This is a genomic window from Microbacterium sp. K24 (assembly GCF_004794465.1).
Classification (GTDB): Bacteria; Actinomycetota; Actinomycetes; order Actinomycetales; family Microbacteriaceae; genus Microbacterium.
The window spans coordinates 1-18,466 of sequence record NZ_SSDJ01000026.1 but is presented as its reverse complement, the minus strand read 5'-3'; the positions used below and the strand labels follow the sequence as shown (position 1 = coordinate 18,466).

Below are 18,466 nucleotides of genomic sequence, written 5' to 3'. Positions count from 1 at the left end.
GGGCGGCGGCATCCGCAGCGCCCGCCCCGGCGTCGATCCGGTGACCTCTCCGGCGGCGATCACGGGCACGCCCCCGACGAGCACCTCGACGATGCCGGTCGGCGCCTCCCGCGGCTTCTCGAAGGTCGCCCCCGCGGCGATGGTCCGCGGATCGAGCAGCACGAGATCGGCCGTGGCGCCCGCGCGGATGATGCCGCGCGGAGCATCCCCGCGATCCAGGCCCAGTCGTGCGGCAGGAGTGCCGGAAAGGTGCCGGATCCCCTCCTCGAGGGTGAGGATGCCGAGTTCGCGCACGTAGTACCCGAGGTAGCGCGGGAAGGTGCCGCGACCCCGCGGATGCGGGCGGGCGCCGATCAGGATGCCGTCGCTGCCGCCCGTGTGCCGCGGATGGCGCATGATCGCGCGGACGTTCTCCTCGTCGCCGATGTGCATGAGGATGCCGGTGGCGCCGGCATCCTCGATGATCGTCTCGAGCACGACGTCGACGGCACGGCGGCCTGTCGTCGCGGCGATCTCGGCGACCGTGCACCCGACGAGGTCGGCGAGCGCGGGGTTCGCGACCCCGGAGATCTGGATCGCCCACCAGTCGGCCTTCTCACCGTGGAAGCCGTCGCAGCCGATCTCCTCGAGCTCGACGCGCACCTCCTCGCGGCCGTCCGCATCGAGGGCGGAGAGGGCGTGCAGCAGGTCGCCGGTCGCTGCGAGCCGGCTGGGGAGCAGGGCTGACAGCGTCGTCGCGCCCGGGAGGTACGGGTAGGTGTCGAGCGTCACGTCGACCCCGTCGGCGATCGCCTCGTCGACCACGGCGAGCAGCTCGCCCGCACGCCCGCGGTTGGGGGCGAAGTTCATCGTCGCGTGGGTCAGGTGGATCGGGCAGCCGGTGCGCCGGCCGATGTCGAGGGCCTCGCGGTAGGCGTCGAGCGCCCCCGCGCCGTAGCTGCGGGTATGCGGCGCCCAGTATCCGCCGCGCTCGGCGACGACACGGCAGAGCGCCTCGAGCTCGTCGGTGTCGGCGTACATGCCGGGCGTGTAGGTGAGGCCGCTGGACATCCCGAAGGCGCCGGCGTCGAGAGCCTGACCGAGCAGGTCCGACATCGCCCCGATCTCGGCCGGCGTCGCGCGCCGGTTCTCGTGCCCGACGACCATCATGCGGAGGTTCCCCTGCGGTACCAGCACGGCGGCGTTCGCGACGGCCGCCGCGTCGATCGCCGCGAGGAGGTCGTCCATCGTGCGCCAGGGCGCGGATGCCGGCACGCCGTTCCAGCCGGCGATCTGCGCGGGGATGACGGATGCCGTCGCGTCGTCGAGCGGTGCGTAGCCGAGGCCGTCCTGCCCGAGCACCTCCGTCGTGACGCCCTGCCGGATCTTCGCGTCGTGCGCGGCGCCGGTCAGGATCGCGAGGTCGCTGTGCGCGTGCATGTCGATGAAGCCGGGCGAGAGGACGAGACCCGTCGCGTCGATCTCGACGGTTCCCTCGGGCAGCTCGAGCTCGACGGAACCGGCATCCGCGCTCTTCACGATCGCGACGATCCGTGCCCCCTCCACCGCCACGTCGGCCGCGTACCGCGGAGCACCGGTGCCGTCGACGACGGTCGCCGCACGATAGACCCGCACGAGACCGGCCGCCGCCTTCTCCGCGCTCAGAAGCATGTCGCCACCGCTCCGATCACGCGCGGGTCCGCGGCATCCGGATCGTCGATGACGGCGACGACCTTCCACTTGTCGAAGGCGGTGCACGGGTGCGAGAGCCCGAGTCGCACGACCTCGCCCACCGACACCGCGGCCCCTTCGTCGAGACGGAGGAACGCGTGCTGGTCGTTGAGGGCCGTGATCTCGCCGGCGATCGACTGCGGCACGGGCAGATCGATGTCGAACGGCACGTCACGTCGTCCGGCATCGAGCAGGGCGAGGCCGTCCTCCGGCTGCGAGAGCACGCGCGCCCAGGCGTGCATGGCCGATCGCAGTGGAGCCGTGCCGGTCAACTCACCGAACGGCGACATCCGGCTGTAGAAGCCGTCGTCGTGGATCTGGAAGGCACCCGACCGCAGCACGACGTCGGCGCGCTCGCTGCGCGCCAGCACGGCTGCCGCACGGTCGGGGAACGAACTGCCTCCTGCACTGAGCACCGGACGGATGCCTTCGGGATACGCCAGCCGCTCGTGCAGGTCGACGAGCGTCTGCAGGTACCGGTCCACGGCGGCGACCGAGGCATCGCTGCGGTCCGGTCCGAAAGGGCCCTCGTAGCCGGCGACACCGGCGAGCCGCAGACCCGGGGCCGAGGAGATCGCTCCGGCGATGCGCTCGCCCTCCTCGACGGTGCGGGCGCCGGTGCGACCAGCCGCGCCGCCGAGTTCCACCAGGACGTCGAGCGGCCGGTCCGCGTCTGCCAGCGCCTCCGCCAGGATCTCCACGCCGGCGAGCGAGTCCGCCCAGCACAGGATGCGCAGCCCCTCGTCGGCCGCGAGCAGTTCACCGAGGCGCGCGGCGGCAGCCGCGTCGGTGACGGCGTTCGCGATGAGGACCGTCGGCACGCCCGCGTCGACGGCGACCTCGGCCTGCCAGGGGGTCGCCACGGAGATGCCCCACGCGCCGGCATCGAGCAGGCGCTGCCAGAGCGCCGGCGCCATCGTCGTCTTGCCGTGCGGCGCCAGGAGCACGCCCCGGTCGCGGGCCCACGAGAACACGGTGGCCTCGTTGTGCGCGAGCGCGTCCTCATGCACCGTCAGCACCGGGGTGACGAGATCGGAGAGGTGCAGCTCCGCCCCGGCGACCTCTGAGAGATGCAGCCCGGATGCACGGGCCGGAAAGCCCTTCACCCAGGCGCCGAGAAGGGGGTCCGGAATTTGTAGAGGCACCTAACAAGGCTACTAGGGTGGAACCATGACCGCGAAGACCCGAGTTTCGACCGACGCCGCCCCCGCCCCCGCGCACACCTTCTCGCAGGGCGTCCGCAAGGGACCGATCGTGCAGGTGTCCGGCCAGGGTCCCGTCCACCCCGAGACGAACGAGTACCTGTTCCCCGGTGACGTCGCCGCGCAGACCACCCGCACGCTCGAGAACGTCAAGGCGATCGTCGAGGCCTCCGGTGCGACGTTCGACGACGTCGTGATGCTGCGCGTCTATCTCACCAAGCGCGAGGACTTCCCGATCATGAACGAGGCCTACGGGGCCTTCGTGACCGCGCACACGACCAGCGGCGTGCTCCCCTCGCGCACCACCGTCTTCACCGGTCTGCCCCGCGAGGAGATGCTGGTCGAGATCGACGGACTCGCCGTCATCGGCTGACCCTCTTTTTTTCCGGCGTCATCTGCGCCGAGGACCGTTGCCTCCCCGTTATCTCCCATCCCGTACTATTGAGCAAAAGGACACGCGAGAACCGGGGGGTGAAGTTCGTGACCGATGTGATCTCCGTGCCGGGCGCAGCAGCAGGGGCGAGGGGCGACGACGACGCACCCACCTCCGTCATCGCACCCACCGGCACTCCCACCGACGCCATGCCGCCCGCCGACGGCGACCAGCCGCTGGCCTGGGCGCCCATCGAACCGGCTCCGAAGAAGCGCCGTCTCGGCCTGTGGATCGGGATCGGCATCGGCGTCATCGTGCTCGGTGCCGGTGCGGCCTCGACGATCCTCATCGCCCCGGGCACGACGGTCGCCGGCATCCCCGTGGGCTTCATGACTCCCGGCGCCGCCGCAGACGCGATCAACGCGCACCTCGCCGAGACCGAGGTCGTCCTCACCGGTGAGGGCGAGGGGACCGTGCTGACCGGTGCCGACCTCGGCGCCACGGTCGATGCGACGGCCCTCGCCGACGAGGCGTTCGCCGCCGCACCGATGTGGAACCTCGGCGCCTGGATGGGCGACCCGGTGCCTGCCGACATCGCCTTCGACACGGAGCTGGCGACGAGCGCGCTGCGCGCCGCGGTGCCGAGCAGCTTCGAAGACCCGGTCGACGCGGGCGTGACCTTCGACGCGGCGACCGCGGCCTACGTCACGACCCCGTCCGAGACCGGAACCGGCATCGACGTGTCTGCGCTCAACGCCGCGTTCGTCGACGCCATCGCCGACGGCAGCAAGACCGTCGAGTTCCCGGGCGGCCCGGCCGAAGCACTCCCCGCCGTCTCCGACGACGATGCCGCCGCGACCGCCGCGAAGCTCAACACCATGCTCACCACGATCGGCTTCTACGTCGGCGAGGAGCGCACGGTGCCCATCGATCCGGCTACCGCCGCGACGTGGCTCACCGTGGTCGATGTCGACGGCCAGCTGCGCATCGAGGCCGACCCGCAGGCGATCAAGGCCACCTCCGACTACCTCGGCCTGGTCGTCGACCGTGCGCCGGTCAACGCGACGAGCATCGTCGACTCGGCGGGCAATGTGCTCCGCGACGAGCAGGCCGGCGTCACCGGCCGCACCGTCGGCGACACGTCCGGCGTCGCCGAGGACTTCGCCCAGCAGCTCGCTGCAGGCGACGGCGTCTTCCCGCTCGACGTCACCGAGGTCCCGTTCGAGACGGTCACGCTGTTCCGCAAGATCGACGTCGACCTCGGCTCGCAGCGCGCCACGCTCTACGAGAACGGCAATGTCGTGAACTCCTGGGCGGTGTCCACCGGGCTTCCGGGCACAGCGACCCCGACCGGCAACTTCAAGGTCTTCGCGCACACGCGCATGCAGGACATGGGTTGCTACCCCGGAGCCCCGTACTGCACCGAGAACGTGCCGTGGATCACCTGGTTCACGACGAACATCGGCTTCCACGGCACCTACTGGCACAACAACTTCGGCAACCGCATGAGCCACGGCTGCGTCAACCTGCCGATCGACCTGGCCAAGTACGTCTACGACTGGTCGCCCGTCGGCCTCGAGGTCTCGGTCCACAACTGACCTCTCCTCGCGGAGATGCACGAAGGGGCCGGATGCGATTCGCATCCGGCCCCTTCGTCTTCCGTCAGCGCAGTGCGTCGACGATGCCGTTCAGCGTGCTGGACGGGCGCATGGCCTTCTCGACGAGCGCGACGTCGGGGCGGTAGTAGCCGCCGATATCGACCGGCTTTCCCTGCACCGCGTTGAGCTCGGAGACGATGGTCTCCTCGTTCTTCGCAAGCGTCTCCGCGATCGGCGCGAAGGACGCGGCGAGCTCGGCATCCTTCGTCTGCGCAGCCAGCTCCTGAGCCCAGTACAGGCTCAGGTAGAAGTGGCTGCCGCGGTTGTCGATCGTGCCGAGCGCACGACCCGGTGAACGGTCCTCCTCGAGGAAGGTGCCGGTCGCGGCATCCAGCGTCTCGGCGAGCACGCGGGCCTTCTCGTTGCCCGTGCGGTCGGCGAAGTGCTCGAGCGAGGCCGCCAGCGCGAAGAACTCGCCCAGCGAGTCCCAGCGGAGGTAGTTCTCCTCGACCAGCTGCTGCACGTGCTTGGGCGCCGATCCGCCGGCACCGGTCTCGAACAGGCCGCCGCCCGCGAGGAGCGGGACGATCGAGAGCATCTTGGCGCTCGTGCCCACCTCGAGGATCGGGAACAGATCGGTGAGGTAATCGCGCAGCACGTTGCCGGTGACCGAGATCGTGTCGAGCCCGTGGCGCATCCGCGCGAGCGTGTAGCGCGTGGCCTCCTCGGGCGCGAGGATCGTGATCGTCAGACCCTTGATGTCGAGGGTGGCGAGCCCCTGGTGCACCTTGGCGATGATCTGCGCGTCGTGCGAGCGGTTCGCGTCGAGCCAGAACACGGCAGGCACGTTGCTGGCGCGAGCGCGGTTGACGGCGAGCTTGACCCAGTCCATCACCGGGATGTGCTTGGTCTGCGTCGCGCGCCAGATGTCGCCCTTGCCGACCTGATGCTCGATCAGCACCGTTCCCTCACTGTCGAGCACCTGGACGATGCCGTCCGCAGCGATCTCGAACGTCTTGTCGTGGCTGCCGTACTCCTCGGCCGCCTGCGCCATGAGACCCACGTTGGGCACCGTGCCGATGGTCGCGGGGTCGAGCGGACCGTTCGCGATCACGTCGTCGATCACGGCCTGGTAGACGCTCGCGTACGACGAGTCCGGGATGACGGCGAGCGTGTCGGCCTCGCCGCCGTCCTTGCCCCACAGCTTGCCGCCGTTGCGCACGAGCGCGGGCATCGACGCATCGACGATGACGTCGCTCGGAACATGCAGGTTCGTGGTGCCCTTGTCGGAGTTCACGTAGGACAGGCGCGGACCCTCGGCGATCGCCTTGTCGAAGGCGGCCGCGATCTCGTCGCCGCCGGCCACGTTCGCCAGTCCGGTGAGGATGGAGCCGAGGCCGTCGTTCGCGCTGAGGCCGGCAGCGGCGAGCTGGTCGCCGTACTGCGCGAACACGTCCGCGAAGAACGCCTTCACGACGTGGCCGAAGATGATCGGGTCGCTGACCTTCATCATCGTCGCCTTGAGGTGCACCGAGTAGAGGATGTCGTCGGTCTTGGCCGTCGCCAGCGTCTCGGCGAGGAAGGCGTCCAGCTCCTTCGCGGAGAGGAACGTCGCGTCGATGATCTCGCGCGGCAGGACCTTGAGGCCCTCCTTGAGCACGGTGACGGTGCCGTCGGCGGCCGTGTGACGGAAGCTCAGGACGTCGTCGTGAGCGGCCACCCAGGAGCGCTCGTTGTGCTTGAAGTCGTCATGGCCGAGAGTGGCCACGCGCGTCTTCGAGCCCTCTGCGAACGGCTTGTTGCGGTGCGGGTGCTTCTTGGCGTAGTTCTTCACCGCCAGGGGTGCCCGCCGGTCGCTGTTGCCCTCGCGGAGCACGGGGTTGACCGCGGATCCCTTGATGCGGTCGTAGCGGGCGCGCACGTCCTTCTCCTCGAGCGAGGACGGCTCGTCCGGGAAGTCGGGGATGTCGTAGCCCTGCTTCTGCAGCTCGGCGATCGCGCCCTTCAGCTGCGGGATGGATGCCGAGATGTTCGGCAGCTTGATGATGTTCGCCTCGGGCAGCGTGGCGAGGCCGCCGAGCTCGGCCAGCGAGTCGCCGACCTGCTGCTCCGGGGTGAGCTTCTGCGGGAAGGCGGCGAGGATGCGGCCGGCGAGCGAGATGTCGCGGGTCTCGACCTCGATGCCGGCCTGGCCGGTGTAGGCCTGGATGATCGGCAGGAAGGAGGCGGTGGCAAGTGCCGGCGCCTCGTCTGTGTAGGTGTAGATGATGGCGTCGTCGGTCACCAGGAGGTTCTCCGTTCGCGGGGTCTTTTTGTCTCGATACCAAGATACCTGAGCGGCTCTGGCCGCGTGGGCCGCGCGCCTCGCCGACGGCATCCGCACGCACCCCCGTTGCGGCCGTGAGCGAAATGTTCCGCCGAAGCGTGTGCCTCCGCGCGGGAGGGGTTAGCCTGGGATCATGTCCGAACTGCGCATGGTCGAACTCTCCGCCGCGACGATCGTCGCCGTGAACAACCTGTCGCTCAAGCCCGGACAGGAGCAGTTCCTCGCGCCCGTCTCCTACGGGATCGCGGCCACTGTCATCAACCCGCAGACGTCCTGGCAGCGGGTGATCCTCGATCGCAACGAGGTCGTGGGGTTCGTCAGCGCGAACTTCGACGGCGAGGCGCCCGAGGAGCACTTCCGATCGGTGCTCTGGCGCATCAACGTCGACGCCGACGACCAGGGCCGCGGCGTCGGACGCTTCGCGGTGGAGGCGCTCATCGAAGAGGCGCGCCAGCGCGACGTCGACCATGTGAACGTGATCTACGAAGCGGGCGACGGAGGACCGGAGACGTTCTTCCACCGCGTCGGCTTCACTCCCGTCGGAGAGACGGCGTACGGCGAGGTCATCGCCGAGATCCGCGTCACCCCTTAGACCGGCGGCGGGGTCTCGAATCCCCTCCCCCATCGAGACTCCGTCGCCTCTGAACGTCCATCGGCGGGACCGCTCCCATCGTGATGGTCACGAATATGTTGCGAGCGACCACAAAAAGCTTGCGCTCTCCCATCGGTCGTGCCTATCATCGCTGCAGAGGCGTTAGCGAAACGCTTCGACAGCTTTCCCGCACGACGACGATGGAGTCACGATGACGACGATCCACGAGGTGGCCGAGGCCGCCGGCGTATCGATCAGCACCGTCTCCTACGCGCTCAGCGGCAAGCGTCCCGTGAGCGAGAAGACCCGCCTCCGCATCGAGGATGCCGCACGCGTGCTCGGATACGAGCCCGATGCCGGAGCCCGGATGCTGGCCGGCCGCCGCACCCACATCTTCGCGCTGACCGAGCCTCTGCGCGCCGACACGCACGCCCCGACGCACATGGCGTTCGTGCTGGCCACCGCGGTGGCTGCGCGCCGGCGCGGGTACGACATCCTGCTGCTGACCGAAGAGCAGGCCTCCGAGGGCATGAACCGCGTCGCGGCCAGCAACCTCGTCGACGCGATCCTCGTGCTGGATGTCGCGCCGGACGACGAGCGTGCGGCGATCGCACGGTCCGTGCGCACCCCCACCGTCTTCATCGGCATCCCCGACGATCAGGTGGGGCTGACCTGCGTCGACCTCGACTTCGAGGCGGCTGGACACCTGGCCGTCGATCGCCTGGCGGATGCCGGGCACGCCCGCATCACGCTCCTCGGGCAGACGGAGGTGTCGTACCGGAAGTCGAACTTCCCGCGGCGGCTGCTCCACGGGGTCCAGGATCGTGCGCTCGAGCGCGGCGTCGGACTCGACTGGGTGACGACCGGAGCGTCGGTCACCGACATCGTCGCCGTGCGCGCGGCGGCCGAGGCCGCGATCGAACGCGGCACCCGGGCGTTCATCGTGCACGCGGTCGATGATGTGCACGCCGCGCTGCTCGCGGTGCTCGACGAGAAGGGACTGCGCGTCGGCCACGACGTGTCCGTCATCTCCGCCGCCGCATCCTTCGACACCACGACCCTGTCGGTCCCGGTCGACACCATCCCGCTCGTGCCGCAGCAGTCCTGCGAGCTCGCCGTCGACCTCGCGGTGCGCCGCCTGGAAGAGGCGAACGTGCAGCCCGGCATCCATCTCATCCCTCCCGAATACCGCTCCGTCGGATCCGTCAACTCCTCTCAGGACTGACCCCGCCGGAGCTCCGCTTCCGCATGCGCTTTGTCGAAACGCTTCGACGATTCGCTCCCCCACAACTGAACACCCGACCCAGAGAAGTGTCCGGCCCGATGGGCCACCGAGAAAGGAGTGCCGACGATGGCACGCAACATCCGCAGGACGAAGGCGCTGGCCGTGATGGCGGCGCTCACCGCCACCGGGATCGCACTGAGCGGCTGCACCGCCGGCTCCGGCGATGACGGCGGTGACGGTCAGACCCTCAAGCTCTGGCACTACGAGGGCGCCGACAGCGCGATGGGCAAGGCGTGGGCCGAGGCCATCAAGATCTTCGAGGAGGAGACCGGCGCGACGGTCGAGTTCGAGGAGAAGTCCTTCGAGCAGATCCAGAAGACCGCCAGCCAGGTGCTCGACACCGACGCCGCCCCCGACCTGATGGAGTTCAACAAGGGCAACGCGACCGCCGGCTTCCTCGCATCGACCGGGCTGATCTCCGACATCTCGGATGCCGTCGAGGAGTACGGCTGGGACGAGAAGCTCGCCCCCTCCCTGCAGACGACGGCCAAGTACTCCGAGGACGGCGTCATGGGCGGCGACGCCTGGTTCGGTGTGCCGAACTACGGCGAGTTCGTCGGCGTCTACTACAACGAAGACGCCTTCGCCGAGGCGGGGCTCACGATCCCGACGACCTACGACGAGTTCGTCGACGTGCTCGACGCGTTCGTCGCCCAGGGCATCACCCCGCTGGCCGAGGCCGGTGCCGAGTACCCGCTCGGGCAGCTCTGGTACCAGCTCGCGCTCATGGAGGGCGACCGCGGTTTCGTGGACGACTACCAGCTGTACAAGAACCCGGTCGACTGGCAGGGCCCCGAGATCACCTCGGCGACCGAGACGCTGAAGGAGTACGTCGACAAGGGCTACATCGCCTCGGACGTCTCTTCGGTCAAGGCCGAAGATGCCGGTGTCTCGTTCATCAACGGCACCTCGCCCATCTTCGTGTCCGGGTCCTGGTGGTTCGGACGCTTCGTCGCCGAGGCGACCGGCTTCGACTGGAGCATGACCGCGTTCCCCGGCGCCGACCTCTCTCTCGGTTCCTCGGGCAACCTCTGGGTCGTCCCGGAGAACGCCGCCAACAAGGAGCTCGCCTACGAGTTCATCGACATCACGATGCGCCCCGAGATCCAGGCGATCATCGGCAACAACGGCGGCCTGCCGGTCGCCGCCGACACGGCCGACATCACCGATGAGAAGAGCGCCGCCCTGATCGAGACGTTCAACGGCGTGCTCGACGCGGACGGCCTCGCGTTCTACCCGGACTGGCCCGCCCCCGGCTTCTACGACGTCATCGTCCAGGAGCTCCAGGGTCTGATCACCGGTTCGCAGGATGCCGAGACCACCGACGCCAACCTCGGCGAGCAGTACGACGAAGGCACCGCGGACTTCCGCTGATCCTCGCTCGCGGGGGCGGCAGCCGACACGGTGCCGCCCCCGCCATCCCCAGGAGATGAACATGTCACTCGCCACACGCGAGGGCCGCACCAAGCTGCCGCCCGAACAGCCGTCCATCCCGCAGCGCAGCGGCGGGACCGGGGCGTATTGGAAGTACCTGCTCCCCGGCTTCGTGCTCCTTCTCGTCGTCGTCATCGTGCCGCTCGTCTGGAACCTGTACCTGACGTTCACGAAATGGAAGGGCGTGCGCGCTCCGGAGTTCATCGGGCTCGAGAACTGGCAGAAGATCCTCACCGACAGCGACTTCTGGACGTCGTTCACGAACTCCGTCTGGATGATCATCGCGATGGTCGTCGTGCCGACGATCGTCGGACTGATCGTCGCCGCCCTGCTGTTCGACGTCGTCGGACGCAAGTTCGGCGGAAAGGTCGGCAGCTTCCTTCGGGCCACCTACTACCTGCCGCAGATCCTGCCGATCGCGGTGGCCGGCATCGTCATCGGGTGGATCGTCCGCCCCGGCGGCGACGGGGCCCTGAATCAGATCCTCGGCGCCTTCGGGCTGCCGTCGTACGACTGGCTGGGACAGATGCCGTCCGCCCTGATCGTGCTCATGCTCGTCATGGTGTGGGTGCAGCTCGGGTATCCGGTCGTGGTCTTCATGGCGGCGCTCCAGCGCGTCGATCCGGAGCTGTACGAGGCCGCCGAGCTCGACGGCGCCAACTGGCTGCAGCGCTTCACCGCCATCACGATGAGCATCATCCGTCCCGAGATCTTCGTCGTGACGCTCACCTGCACGATCGCGGCCCTGAAGGTGTTCGGCCCCGTCTACATCATCACGCGCGGCGGACCCGCGGGCGCGACGCTCGTCCCCGCCTATTACGCGTACCAGGAGTTCTTCACGAAGCGGAACGTCGGCTACGGCGCGACGATCGCCACCGTGCTCACCATCGTCGTGGTCATCGTGTCGATCGTGTTCATCCGCGTGCAGAACTCGCTCGAGCGCAAGGAAAGGGCGGGACTCTGATGCACGCCACCACGGCCATCGTCACCGGCAAGCCGTCGAAGAGCCGCCCCCGTGGCGGCATGACCAAGAAGCGTCCCGTCGACTGGCTGCTGCTTGCCCTCGTCATCGTGGGGGCCCTGCTCGTCATCGCGCCGTTCTACCTGGTGCTCGTCAACTCGTTCAAGTCACCCGTCGACTACGCCACCTCCGGCCCTCTCGCCTTCCCCGAGACGCTCGACTTCGGCGGCATCATCAAATTCTGGGAACGCGTGAACTTCCCGGAGAAGGTCTGGAACTCGATCTTCATCTCCGGCATCGTCGCGGTGCTGGCCGTCGTCATCTCGATGCTCAACGCCTTCGCGATCGGCATCGGGCGCATCCGCGGGCGCAGCTGGATCGTGCTGCTGTTCCTGATGGCCAACCTGCTGCCGCAGGAGGCGCTGCTCTACCCGCTGTACTACATGTTCAAATCGGTGGGGCTGTACGACAACGTGTGGGCCGTGATCATCGTCTTCACCGTGATCCAGGCGGCCTTCGGCACCTACCTGCTGTCGTCGGTGTACGGCACCTTCCCGAAGGAGGTGCTCGAGGCGGCATCGCTCGACGGCGCCAGCCGATGGCAGATCCTGTGGCGGGTGATCTTCCCGATCAGTCGTCCGACCCTGTCGGTGCTGCTCATCTTCTTCTTCATCTGGACGTGGAACGAGTTCCTCATCCCGCTGACGTTCCTCGCCTCGAACGCGAACCAGACCGTCCCCGTCGCGATCAGCGTGCTGCAGGGCGACCGGCTCATGGACGTCACGACGACGAGCGCGTCGGCCCTGCTGGGCATCATCCCCACGCTCATCTTCTTCCTCATCTTCCAGCGCACGCTCACACGCGGCATCACGGCAGGAGCAGTCAAGTAATGAAGTTCACCGACGGGTTCTGGCAGCTGCGTCCCGGCGTCACCGCGCTCCATGCGCAGGAGGCGTACGACATCGCGGAGACCGACGAGACCCCCGACGGCCCCGGTATCGTGATCACCGCTCCGACGATGGTGATCGCCAAACGGGGCGACGTGCTCAACCGCCCGGTGCTGACCACGACGCTCTCCTCGCCCGCCGACGGCGTGATCCGCGTGCGCATCGCCCACCACACGGGTGGGTCATGGCACGGCGGCTTCACCCTGCCCGGCGCCGGCGGCGGCGCGGCATCCGTCACCGTCTCCGAGAGCGGCGGAGTGCTGGATGCCGGCGCGCTGGTCGCCCGCATCGCCCCGGGCGCGCCCTGGGACCTCGCCTTCGAGGTCGACGGGCGCCGTGTGACCGGCAGCGGACACAAGGCGCAGGGCTACATCCAGCTCTCGCCGGGGGCTCAGGTCGACCAGGGAATCGTCTCGAACGCCCGCCAGGGCGGGAGCGCGCCCGCGGCATCCGCCTTCGTCCACGAGCAGCTCGACCTCGGCGTGGGCGAGCACATCTACGGACTCGGCGAGCGCTTCGGACCGCTGGTCAAGAACGGCCAGACCGTCGAGATCTGGAACGCCGACGGCGGCACGTCGAGCGAGCAGTCGTACAAGAACGTGCCGTTCCACCTCTCCGACCGCGGCTACGGCGTGCTGGTGAACGATCCGGGGCACGTCTCCTACGAGGTCGGCTCCGAGGCCGTCGAGCGCGTGCAGTTCTCGGTGTCGGGCGAGGTGCTCGAGTACTTCGTGATCGCGGGGCCGACCCCCAAGCAGGTGCTCGGCCGGTACACCGCTCTGACCGGTCGTCCGCCGGTCGTGCCGGCCTGGTCGTACGGCCTGTGGCTGTCGACCAGCTTCACGACCGACTACGACGAGCAGACGGTGAACTCGTTCATCGACGAGATGGCCGCGCGCGAGCTGCCGGTCTCGGTGTTCCACTTCGACTGCTTCTGGATGCGCGAGTTCAACTGGTGCGACTTCGAGTGGGATCCGCGGGTCTTCCCCGATCCGGAGGGCATGCTCGGGCGCCTGCACGACAAGGACCTCCGCGTCTGCGTCTGGATCAACCCGTACATCGCGCAGCGCTCCCCCCTGTTCCGCGAGGCCGCCGAACAGGGCTTCCTGGTGCGCCGCGCCGACGGCTCGGTGTGGCAGTGGGACCTGTGGCAGGCCGGCATGGGACTCGTCGACTTCACGAACCCGGACGCCGTCGTCTGGTACCAGGGCCACCTGCGCCGACTGATCGCCCAGGGCGTCGACTGCTTCAAGACCGACTTCGGCGAGCGCATCCCGACCGACGTGGTCTGGGCCGACGGCGCCGACCCTGAGCGCATGCACAACCGGTACACGGAGCTCTACAACCGTGCGGTGTTCGATGTGCTCACCGAGACGCGCGGCGAAGGCGACGCGGTGCTGTTCGCGCGTTCCGCCACCGCAGGCGGCCAGAGCATGCCCGTGCACTGGGGCGGGGACTCCACCTCGACCTTCGCGTCGATGGCCGAGACGCTGCGCGGCGGCCTCTCGCTCGCGCTGAGCGGATTCGCGTTCTGGAGCCACGACATCGGCGGATTCGAAGGCACGCCGGATGCCGCCGTGTTCAAGCGCTGGACCGCGTTCGGCCTGCTCGGCTCGCACTCGCGCTTCCACGGCTCCAGCTCGTACCGGGTGCCGTGGGCGTTCGACGAGGAGGCCGTCGAGGTGACGCGGCGCTTCACGCATCTGAAGATGCGGCTCATGCCGTACCTGTATCAGCAGGGGCTTGATGCCGCGGCGACGGGCGTGCCGCTGATGCGGCCGATGGTGCTCGAGTTCCCCGACGACCCTGCCGCGACGTACCTCGATCGGCAGTACATGCTCGGCTCGGATCTGCTCGTCGCACCGGTGTTCTCGGCCGACGGTGTCGTGGACTTCTACCTGCCCGAGGGCGAGTGGACGTCGCTGCTGACCGGCGAGACGGTGACGGGCGGTGCGTGGCGGCGCGAGACGCACGGCTTCGATTCCCTGCCCCTGTACGTGCGACCCGGCACGGCGCTCCCCTGGGGCGCACGCGTCGACAGCCCCGAGTACGACTACCATGACGGACTGCGGCTGCGTGTGTTCGCCGGCGGCACGGGAATCGCGTCGGTGACCGTGACCAGCCCCGACGGACGCGCCGTCGCCTACGACGTCGACCTCGAGGAGATCACCGGATGACCACCCCTCTCGCCCCGCGCGACGACTACCGGGGCTCCGGCCTCGTCTTCCCCGAGGGCTTCACGTTCGGCTCTGCCACAGCCTCGTACCAGATCGAGGGCGCGGCGGCCGAGGACGGGCGCACGCCGTCGATCTGGGACACGTTCAGCAAGACCCCCGGCCGGGTCTGGAACGGCGACACCGGAGACGTCGCGTGCGACCATTACCACCGTGTCGACGAGGACCTCGACCTGATGCGCGACCTGGGCCTGCAGGCGTACCGGTTCTCGATCGCCTGGCCGCGCATCGTGCCCACGGCCTCCGGCGAGGTGAATCAGGCCGGGATCGACTTCTATTCACGGCTCGTCGACGGGCTGCTCGAGCGCGGCATCCGTCCGGTGGCGACCCTCTATCACTGGGATCTCCCCCAGTATCTGGAAGACGCCGGCGGCTGGACTGCCCGCGCGACCACCGACGCGTTCGAGCATTACGCGTCGGTGATGGGCCGCGCTCTGGGCGACCGCGTGCACACCTGGACCACCCTCAACGAGCCGTGGTGCTCGGCCTACCTCGGCTACGGGCAGGGCGGGCACGCCCCGGGGCGGCATGAACCGGCATCCGCCCTGTCGGCGGTGCACCACCTGAACCTCGCGCACGGGCGTGCCATCCAGGCGCTGCGGGCGACGTCGAGCGGCGACCCCGACTACTCCGTGACGCTGAACTTCCACGTGCTGCGCGGACAGGGCGACGGTGCGGCCGAGGCGATGCGCCGCATCGATGCGCTCGCGAACCGGGCGTTCACCGGGCCGATGCTGCGCGGCGAGTATCCCGCCGACCTGCTGGCCGACACGGCATCCGTCACCGACTGGAGCTTCGTGCAGCCCGACGACCTCGCCACGGTCAATCAGCCCATCGACGTGCTCGGCGTCAACTACTACTCGACCGCGACCGTGCGTCTCTGGGACGGCGTGTCCGAGAAGCAGCAGAACGATGGGCACAAGGGCGCCGAGGGCGGTACGGCTTGGCCGGGCAGCGACGGCGTCGTGGAGTTCGTGGAGCAGCCCGGCCCCTACACGGCGATGGGCTGGAACATCGCGCCCGAGGGCCTCGAGGAGCTGCTCGTGTCGTTGTCGGAGCAGTTCCCGGATCAGGCCCTCATGGTCACCGAGAACGGCGCCGCCTTCGACGACGAGGTCGCGGAGGACGGCTCCGTCCCCGATCCGGAGCGCACCGACTACCTGCGCCGTCACTTCACCGCCGCGCACCGGGCGCTCGAGCGCGGGGTCGACCTGCGGGGCTACTTCGTCTGGTCGCTGCTCGACAACTTCGAGTGGGGCTACGGCTACGCCAAGCGGTTCGGCATCGTGCGGGTCGACTTCGACACGCTCGAGCGCACCGTCAAGGACTCCGGGCACTGGTACCGCGAGCTCGTGCGCACGCGGACGGTGGGCGCCTAGGACCGACGCCGGCCCTCCCGCCGCGCGCTCACCTCGGCCGAGCCGTGGACGACCTGACCACGAGTGCCGTGGGGAGCGGCGGCGGGGACTCCGCGTCCTCGTCCCTCAATAGGGCGATCAGGGCCTTCACCGCCGCTTCCCCCTTGGCATCGATGTCCTGGCGGACGGTCGTCAGCGCGGGAGACACGCGTGCCGCGAGCGGGTTGTCGTCGAAGCCGACGACGGACAGCTGCGCGGGCACGAGGATGCCCCGGTCCCGCGCCCGCTCCATCACCTCGAGCGCCGCGAGATCGGAGAACGCCAGGACGGCGGTCGGCGGATCGTCGAGCATCCGGTCGATCCGCTCGCGCAGCACGTCGTCCATATCGAGGCCCGCGGTCCCGACCACCGTCGGGATGATCCCGGCCTCTTCCAGCGCACGCATCCACCCCCGGATCCGCCCCGCGATGGTGATCGACGTGGTCTCGAGCGAGATCTCGGATGACGGCCGGTTGTCGGCGTCGAGCGCATCGACGATCAGCGCGATGCGGGAGTGCCCGAGCTCGACGAGATGGCGGGCGGCCTGGTACGCGCCAGAGGCGTTGTCGATGCTGATGTCGGGGACTCCGGGGAGCGGCGAACCCTCGACGTTCACGATCGGCAGCCGACGTTCCCGCAGCGCCGCGTACGCCGACACCGCGGGCGCGCACGAGTACACGATGGCGCCGTCCATCGCGATGTCCCGTGCCGGAACGACGCCGGATTCGCCGGAGGAGTGCAGCAGGACGAGCGAGTACCCCGCGTCGGCGAGCGATCCCGCGACCGCCCGGACGAACCCGACTGCCACGTCATCCGTGAAGGCGTCCCGCGGCGAGTTCGTCAGCACCATGCCGATGACTCCGGTGCGTCCGCGGGCGAGAGCGCGCGCCGCGGGATCCGGCCCCGCGTAGCCGAGCTCGTCCGCCGCGCTCAGGATCCTGGCGCGAAGATCTTCGGAGAGCTGGTCGGGTCGGGAGAAGGCGTTCGAGACCGTCATGCGGCTGACGCCCACGTGCTCCGCAATCGTCTTCAGCGTCACCCGTCCCACATCGACCACCTCCGTCCCCATTCTGCCCGACGGCAGAACGGGAACGGCGGGGATCAGCACGGATCGGGCACGCTCGATGCGGCGATGGGCCGCGGCGGGGGCTCGACGGCCTCGGCGACGCGACGGATGCCGCGCGCCACCGCCGCGCGCACGCGTGCTCGCCACTCCGCCCTCGCGCGTGCCGCGAAGGCTCTATCCCGCGCGCGCATCGCGTCGATGCGTCGCTGGGCGTGAGGGTCGCGTGCTGCGGTCCGGTGTTCGGCCTGGACGAGTGCGGCGATCATCTGGTGTTCCATCATCCTGCCTTTCTGTATCGGTACAGAAGACGGTACTATACCGGTACAGAATCCGCCAGTGCCTTCTGCGCCGCACTGATCGGCGGCGGGCCGGGCGATCAGCTGCGGTCGTCCGTCTTTCCCGGCCGCCGGCGAGCTGTCCATGCCGACAGCGCGGATGCCGCCGCTCCCGCGGCCCGATCGATCGCCTCGGCCGAGCGGCTCAGCACATCCTGAGCTGCGTCCTGCCACGCGGGAATCGTGGTCGCCTCCCCCGCCTGCACCTTCGCCGCGTGCTCTGCCGCCTCGAAGGCGCGCTCGAGCTCGGCCACCGCGTCGCGATATGCGCCGAAGTCGGCGGGCGTGACCCTGCCGGTCGCCGCCCGGCGCATCTCCTTCGCATGATCCGCCGCACGCAGGTACGCGGCCGTCTCCGGTCGCTTGACGTCGGTCATCGCCGGATACCCGATCTGCAGACCCGGGTCGGTCTCGTAGCGCATCCAGCGCGCGATCACGGAGTCGTGCTCGGCCTGCAGACGCTCGAGCGGACGCGGAGCGGATGCCGGGGGGATCGCCGCCCGAGCGGCGTTCAGACGCACCTGCCGGGCGCGCACGTCGGCCGCAGCGGCCTTCGCGTCGCGCTCCCTCTCGCGGAGCATCCGTCGTGCCGCGGCGACCTGCTCGGCGGATGCTCGCTGAGCGGCGCGTTCGGCGGAGATCCGGGTCAGGTCGGCCCGCGCGATCTTCAGGGCCGTTCGTCGCTCCGCCGCGATCTGCTGCGCCGACCGGAGGTCGTGCCTGGCCGCATCTACGGCGAGGCGTCTGCCGCTGACTGTGCTGTTGCGTCGATTCACGCCGATCACCCCCACTGTCCCCACGGCGGCCGCGGATGGCGCGATCCACCACCACTCGGCGACGAGCAGCAAGGGGTCCATCATCCGATGCTACCCAGCGGCAGCGTGTGGCACGCGGGCCCGTGCGACTTCTGCGGCCGATTCTCACCTCGCAGGCGGGGATCGCTCGAGGTTCTGCGGCCGATCGGAACTTCTGCGGCCACATCGGTTCGATGTGGCCGCAGAAGTTG

15 protein-coding genes are annotated in these 18,466 nt (G+C 69.2%); 9 read left to right on the top strand and 6 right to left on the bottom strand.

Annotated elements, in window-relative coordinates; all coding sequences use genetic code 11:
- The coding region (locus DW306_RS00985; protein ID WP_136053785.1) for a D-aminoacylase at positions 1–1,650 on the bottom strand (1,650 nt) is incomplete at its 3' end.
- Complete coding sequence (locus tag DW306_RS00980; protein ID WP_240746997.1) at positions 1,641–2,855, bottom strand: alanine racemase; 1,215 nt, start codon at positions 2,853–2,855, stop codon at positions 1,641–1,643. The genes DW306_RS00985 and DW306_RS00980, both read right to left, overlap by 10 nt.
- Before the next feature lie 25 nt (positions 2,856–2,880).
- On the opposite strand from DW306_RS00980, the gene DW306_RS00975 reads away from it, so the two are divergent.
- On the top strand, positions 2,881–3,285 hold the full coding sequence (locus DW306_RS00975) for a RidA family protein (RefSeq protein WP_136053784.1): 405 nt from the start codon (positions 2,881–2,883) through the stop codon (positions 3,283–3,285).
- A 98-nt stretch (positions 3,286–3,383) separates the two neighbouring features.
- Positions 3,384–4,883: a L,D-transpeptidase family protein gene (locus DW306_RS00970; protein WP_136053783.1), complete on the top strand. Its 1,500-nt coding sequence runs from the start codon at positions 3,384–3,386 to the stop codon at positions 4,881–4,883.
- Positions 4,884–4,947: 64 nt separating this feature from the next.
- Here the strand turns inward: DW306_RS00970 and DW306_RS00965 are convergent, their stop codons facing one another.
- The gene (locus DW306_RS00965; RefSeq protein ID WP_136053782.1) at positions 4,948–7,167 is read right to left on the bottom strand and encodes an NADP-dependent isocitrate dehydrogenase; all 2,220 of its coding nucleotides are present in this window, start codon (positions 7,165–7,167) and stop codon (positions 4,948–4,950) included.
- A gap of 175 nt (positions 7,168–7,342) precedes the next feature.
- On the opposite strand from DW306_RS00965, the gene DW306_RS00960 reads away from it, so the two are divergent.
- The 7 genes from DW306_RS00960 (at position 7,343) to DW306_RS00930 (ending at position 16,041) form a co-directional block, all read left to right on the top strand.
- On the top strand, positions 7,343–7,801 hold the full coding sequence (locus DW306_RS00960) for a GNAT family N-acetyltransferase (protein WP_136053781.1): 459 nt from the start codon (positions 7,343–7,345) through the stop codon (positions 7,799–7,801).
- 211 nt (positions 7,802–8,012) lie between these two features.
- A complete protein-coding gene (locus DW306_RS00955) occupies positions 8,013–9,026 on the top strand; it encodes a LacI family DNA-binding transcriptional regulator (protein ID WP_136053780.1) in 1,014 nt (337 codons plus the stop codon).
- A 126-nt stretch (positions 9,027–9,152) separates the two neighbouring features.
- Positions 9,153–10,460: an extracellular solute-binding protein gene (locus tag DW306_RS00950; RefSeq protein ID WP_136053779.1), complete on the top strand. Its 1,308-nt coding sequence runs from the start codon at positions 9,153–9,155 to the stop codon at positions 10,458–10,460.
- 61 nt (positions 10,461–10,521) lie between these two features.
- Entirely contained in the window at positions 10,522–11,484 is a 963-nt protein-coding gene (locus tag DW306_RS00945) for a sugar ABC transporter permease (RefSeq protein WP_136053778.1), read from the top strand.
- The gene (locus tag DW306_RS00940; RefSeq protein WP_136053777.1) at positions 11,484–12,371 is read left to right on the top strand and encodes a carbohydrate ABC transporter permease; all 888 of its coding nucleotides are present in this window, start codon (positions 11,484–11,486) and stop codon (positions 12,369–12,371) included. Before DW306_RS00945 ends, DW306_RS00940 begins: the two co-directional genes overlap by 1 nt.
- Complete coding sequence (gene yicI / locus DW306_RS00935; RefSeq protein WP_136053776.1) at positions 12,371–14,605, top strand: alpha-xylosidase; 2,235 nt, start codon at positions 12,371–12,373, stop codon at positions 14,603–14,605. Before DW306_RS00940 ends, yicI begins: the two co-directional genes overlap by 1 nt.
- Positions 14,602–16,041, top strand: coding sequence for a GH1 family beta-glucosidase (locus tag DW306_RS00930; protein ID WP_136053775.1), 1,440 nt, complete (start codon positions 14,602–14,604; stop codon positions 16,039–16,041). Before yicI ends, DW306_RS00930 begins: the two co-directional genes overlap by 4 nt.
- A gap of 28 nt (positions 16,042–16,069) precedes the next feature.
- On the opposite strand, the gene DW306_RS00925 is transcribed toward DW306_RS00930, so the two are convergent.
- From DW306_RS00925 to DW306_RS00915, 3 genes are all read right to left on the bottom strand, one after another.
- Positions 16,070–17,098 (bottom strand): LacI family DNA-binding transcriptional regulator, encoded by a 1,029-nt coding sequence (locus tag DW306_RS00925; RefSeq protein WP_205814064.1) that lies wholly within the window; start codon positions 17,096–17,098, stop codon positions 16,070–16,072.
- A gap of 62 nt (positions 17,099–17,160) precedes the next feature.
- Positions 17,161–17,406 carry a hypothetical protein gene (locus DW306_RS00920; RefSeq protein ID WP_136053774.1) on the bottom strand — a complete coding sequence of 82 codons (246 nt, stop codon included), beginning with the start codon at positions 17,404–17,406 and terminating at the stop codon, positions 17,161–17,163.
- Positions 17,407–17,501: 95 nt separating this feature from the next.
- A complete protein-coding gene (locus DW306_RS00915) occupies positions 17,502–18,317 on the bottom strand; it encodes a hypothetical protein (protein ID WP_136053773.1) in 816 nt (271 codons plus the stop codon).
- Between the last annotated feature and the right edge of the window lie 149 nt (positions 18,318–18,466).

Coding starts and splice junctions, on each gene's coding strand:
- DW306_RS00930 (WP_136053775.1), top strand. CDS start 14,602: ATGACCACCCCTCTCGCCCCGCGCGACGACTACCGGGGCTCCGGCCTC.
- DW306_RS00915 (WP_136053773.1), bottom strand. CDS start 18,317: ATGGACCCCTTGCTGCTCGTCGCCGAGTGGTGGTGGATCGCGCCATCC.
- DW306_RS00940 (WP_136053777.1), top strand. CDS start 11,484: ATGCACGCCACCACGGCCATCGTCACCGGCAAGCCGTCGAAGAGCCGC.
- DW306_RS00975 (WP_136053784.1), top strand. CDS start 2,881: ATGACCGCGAAGACCCGAGTTTCGACCGACGCCGCCCCCGCCCCCGCG.
- DW306_RS00955 (WP_136053780.1), top strand. CDS start 8,013: ATGACGACGATCCACGAGGTGGCCGAGGCCGCCGGCGTATCGATCAGC.
- yicI (WP_136053776.1), top strand. CDS start 12,371: ATGAAGTTCACCGACGGGTTCTGGCAGCTGCGTCCCGGCGTCACCGCG.
- DW306_RS00950 (WP_136053779.1), top strand. CDS start 9,153: ATGGCACGCAACATCCGCAGGACGAAGGCGCTGGCCGTGATGGCGGCG.
- DW306_RS00960 (WP_136053781.1), top strand. CDS start 7,343: ATGTCCGAACTGCGCATGGTCGAACTCTCCGCCGCGACGATCGTCGCC.
- DW306_RS00920 (WP_136053774.1), bottom strand. CDS start 17,406: ATGATGGAACACCAGATGATCGCCGCACTCGTCCAGGCCGAACACCGG.
- DW306_RS00945 (WP_136053778.1), top strand. CDS start 10,522: ATGTCACTCGCCACACGCGAGGGCCGCACCAAGCTGCCGCCCGAACAG.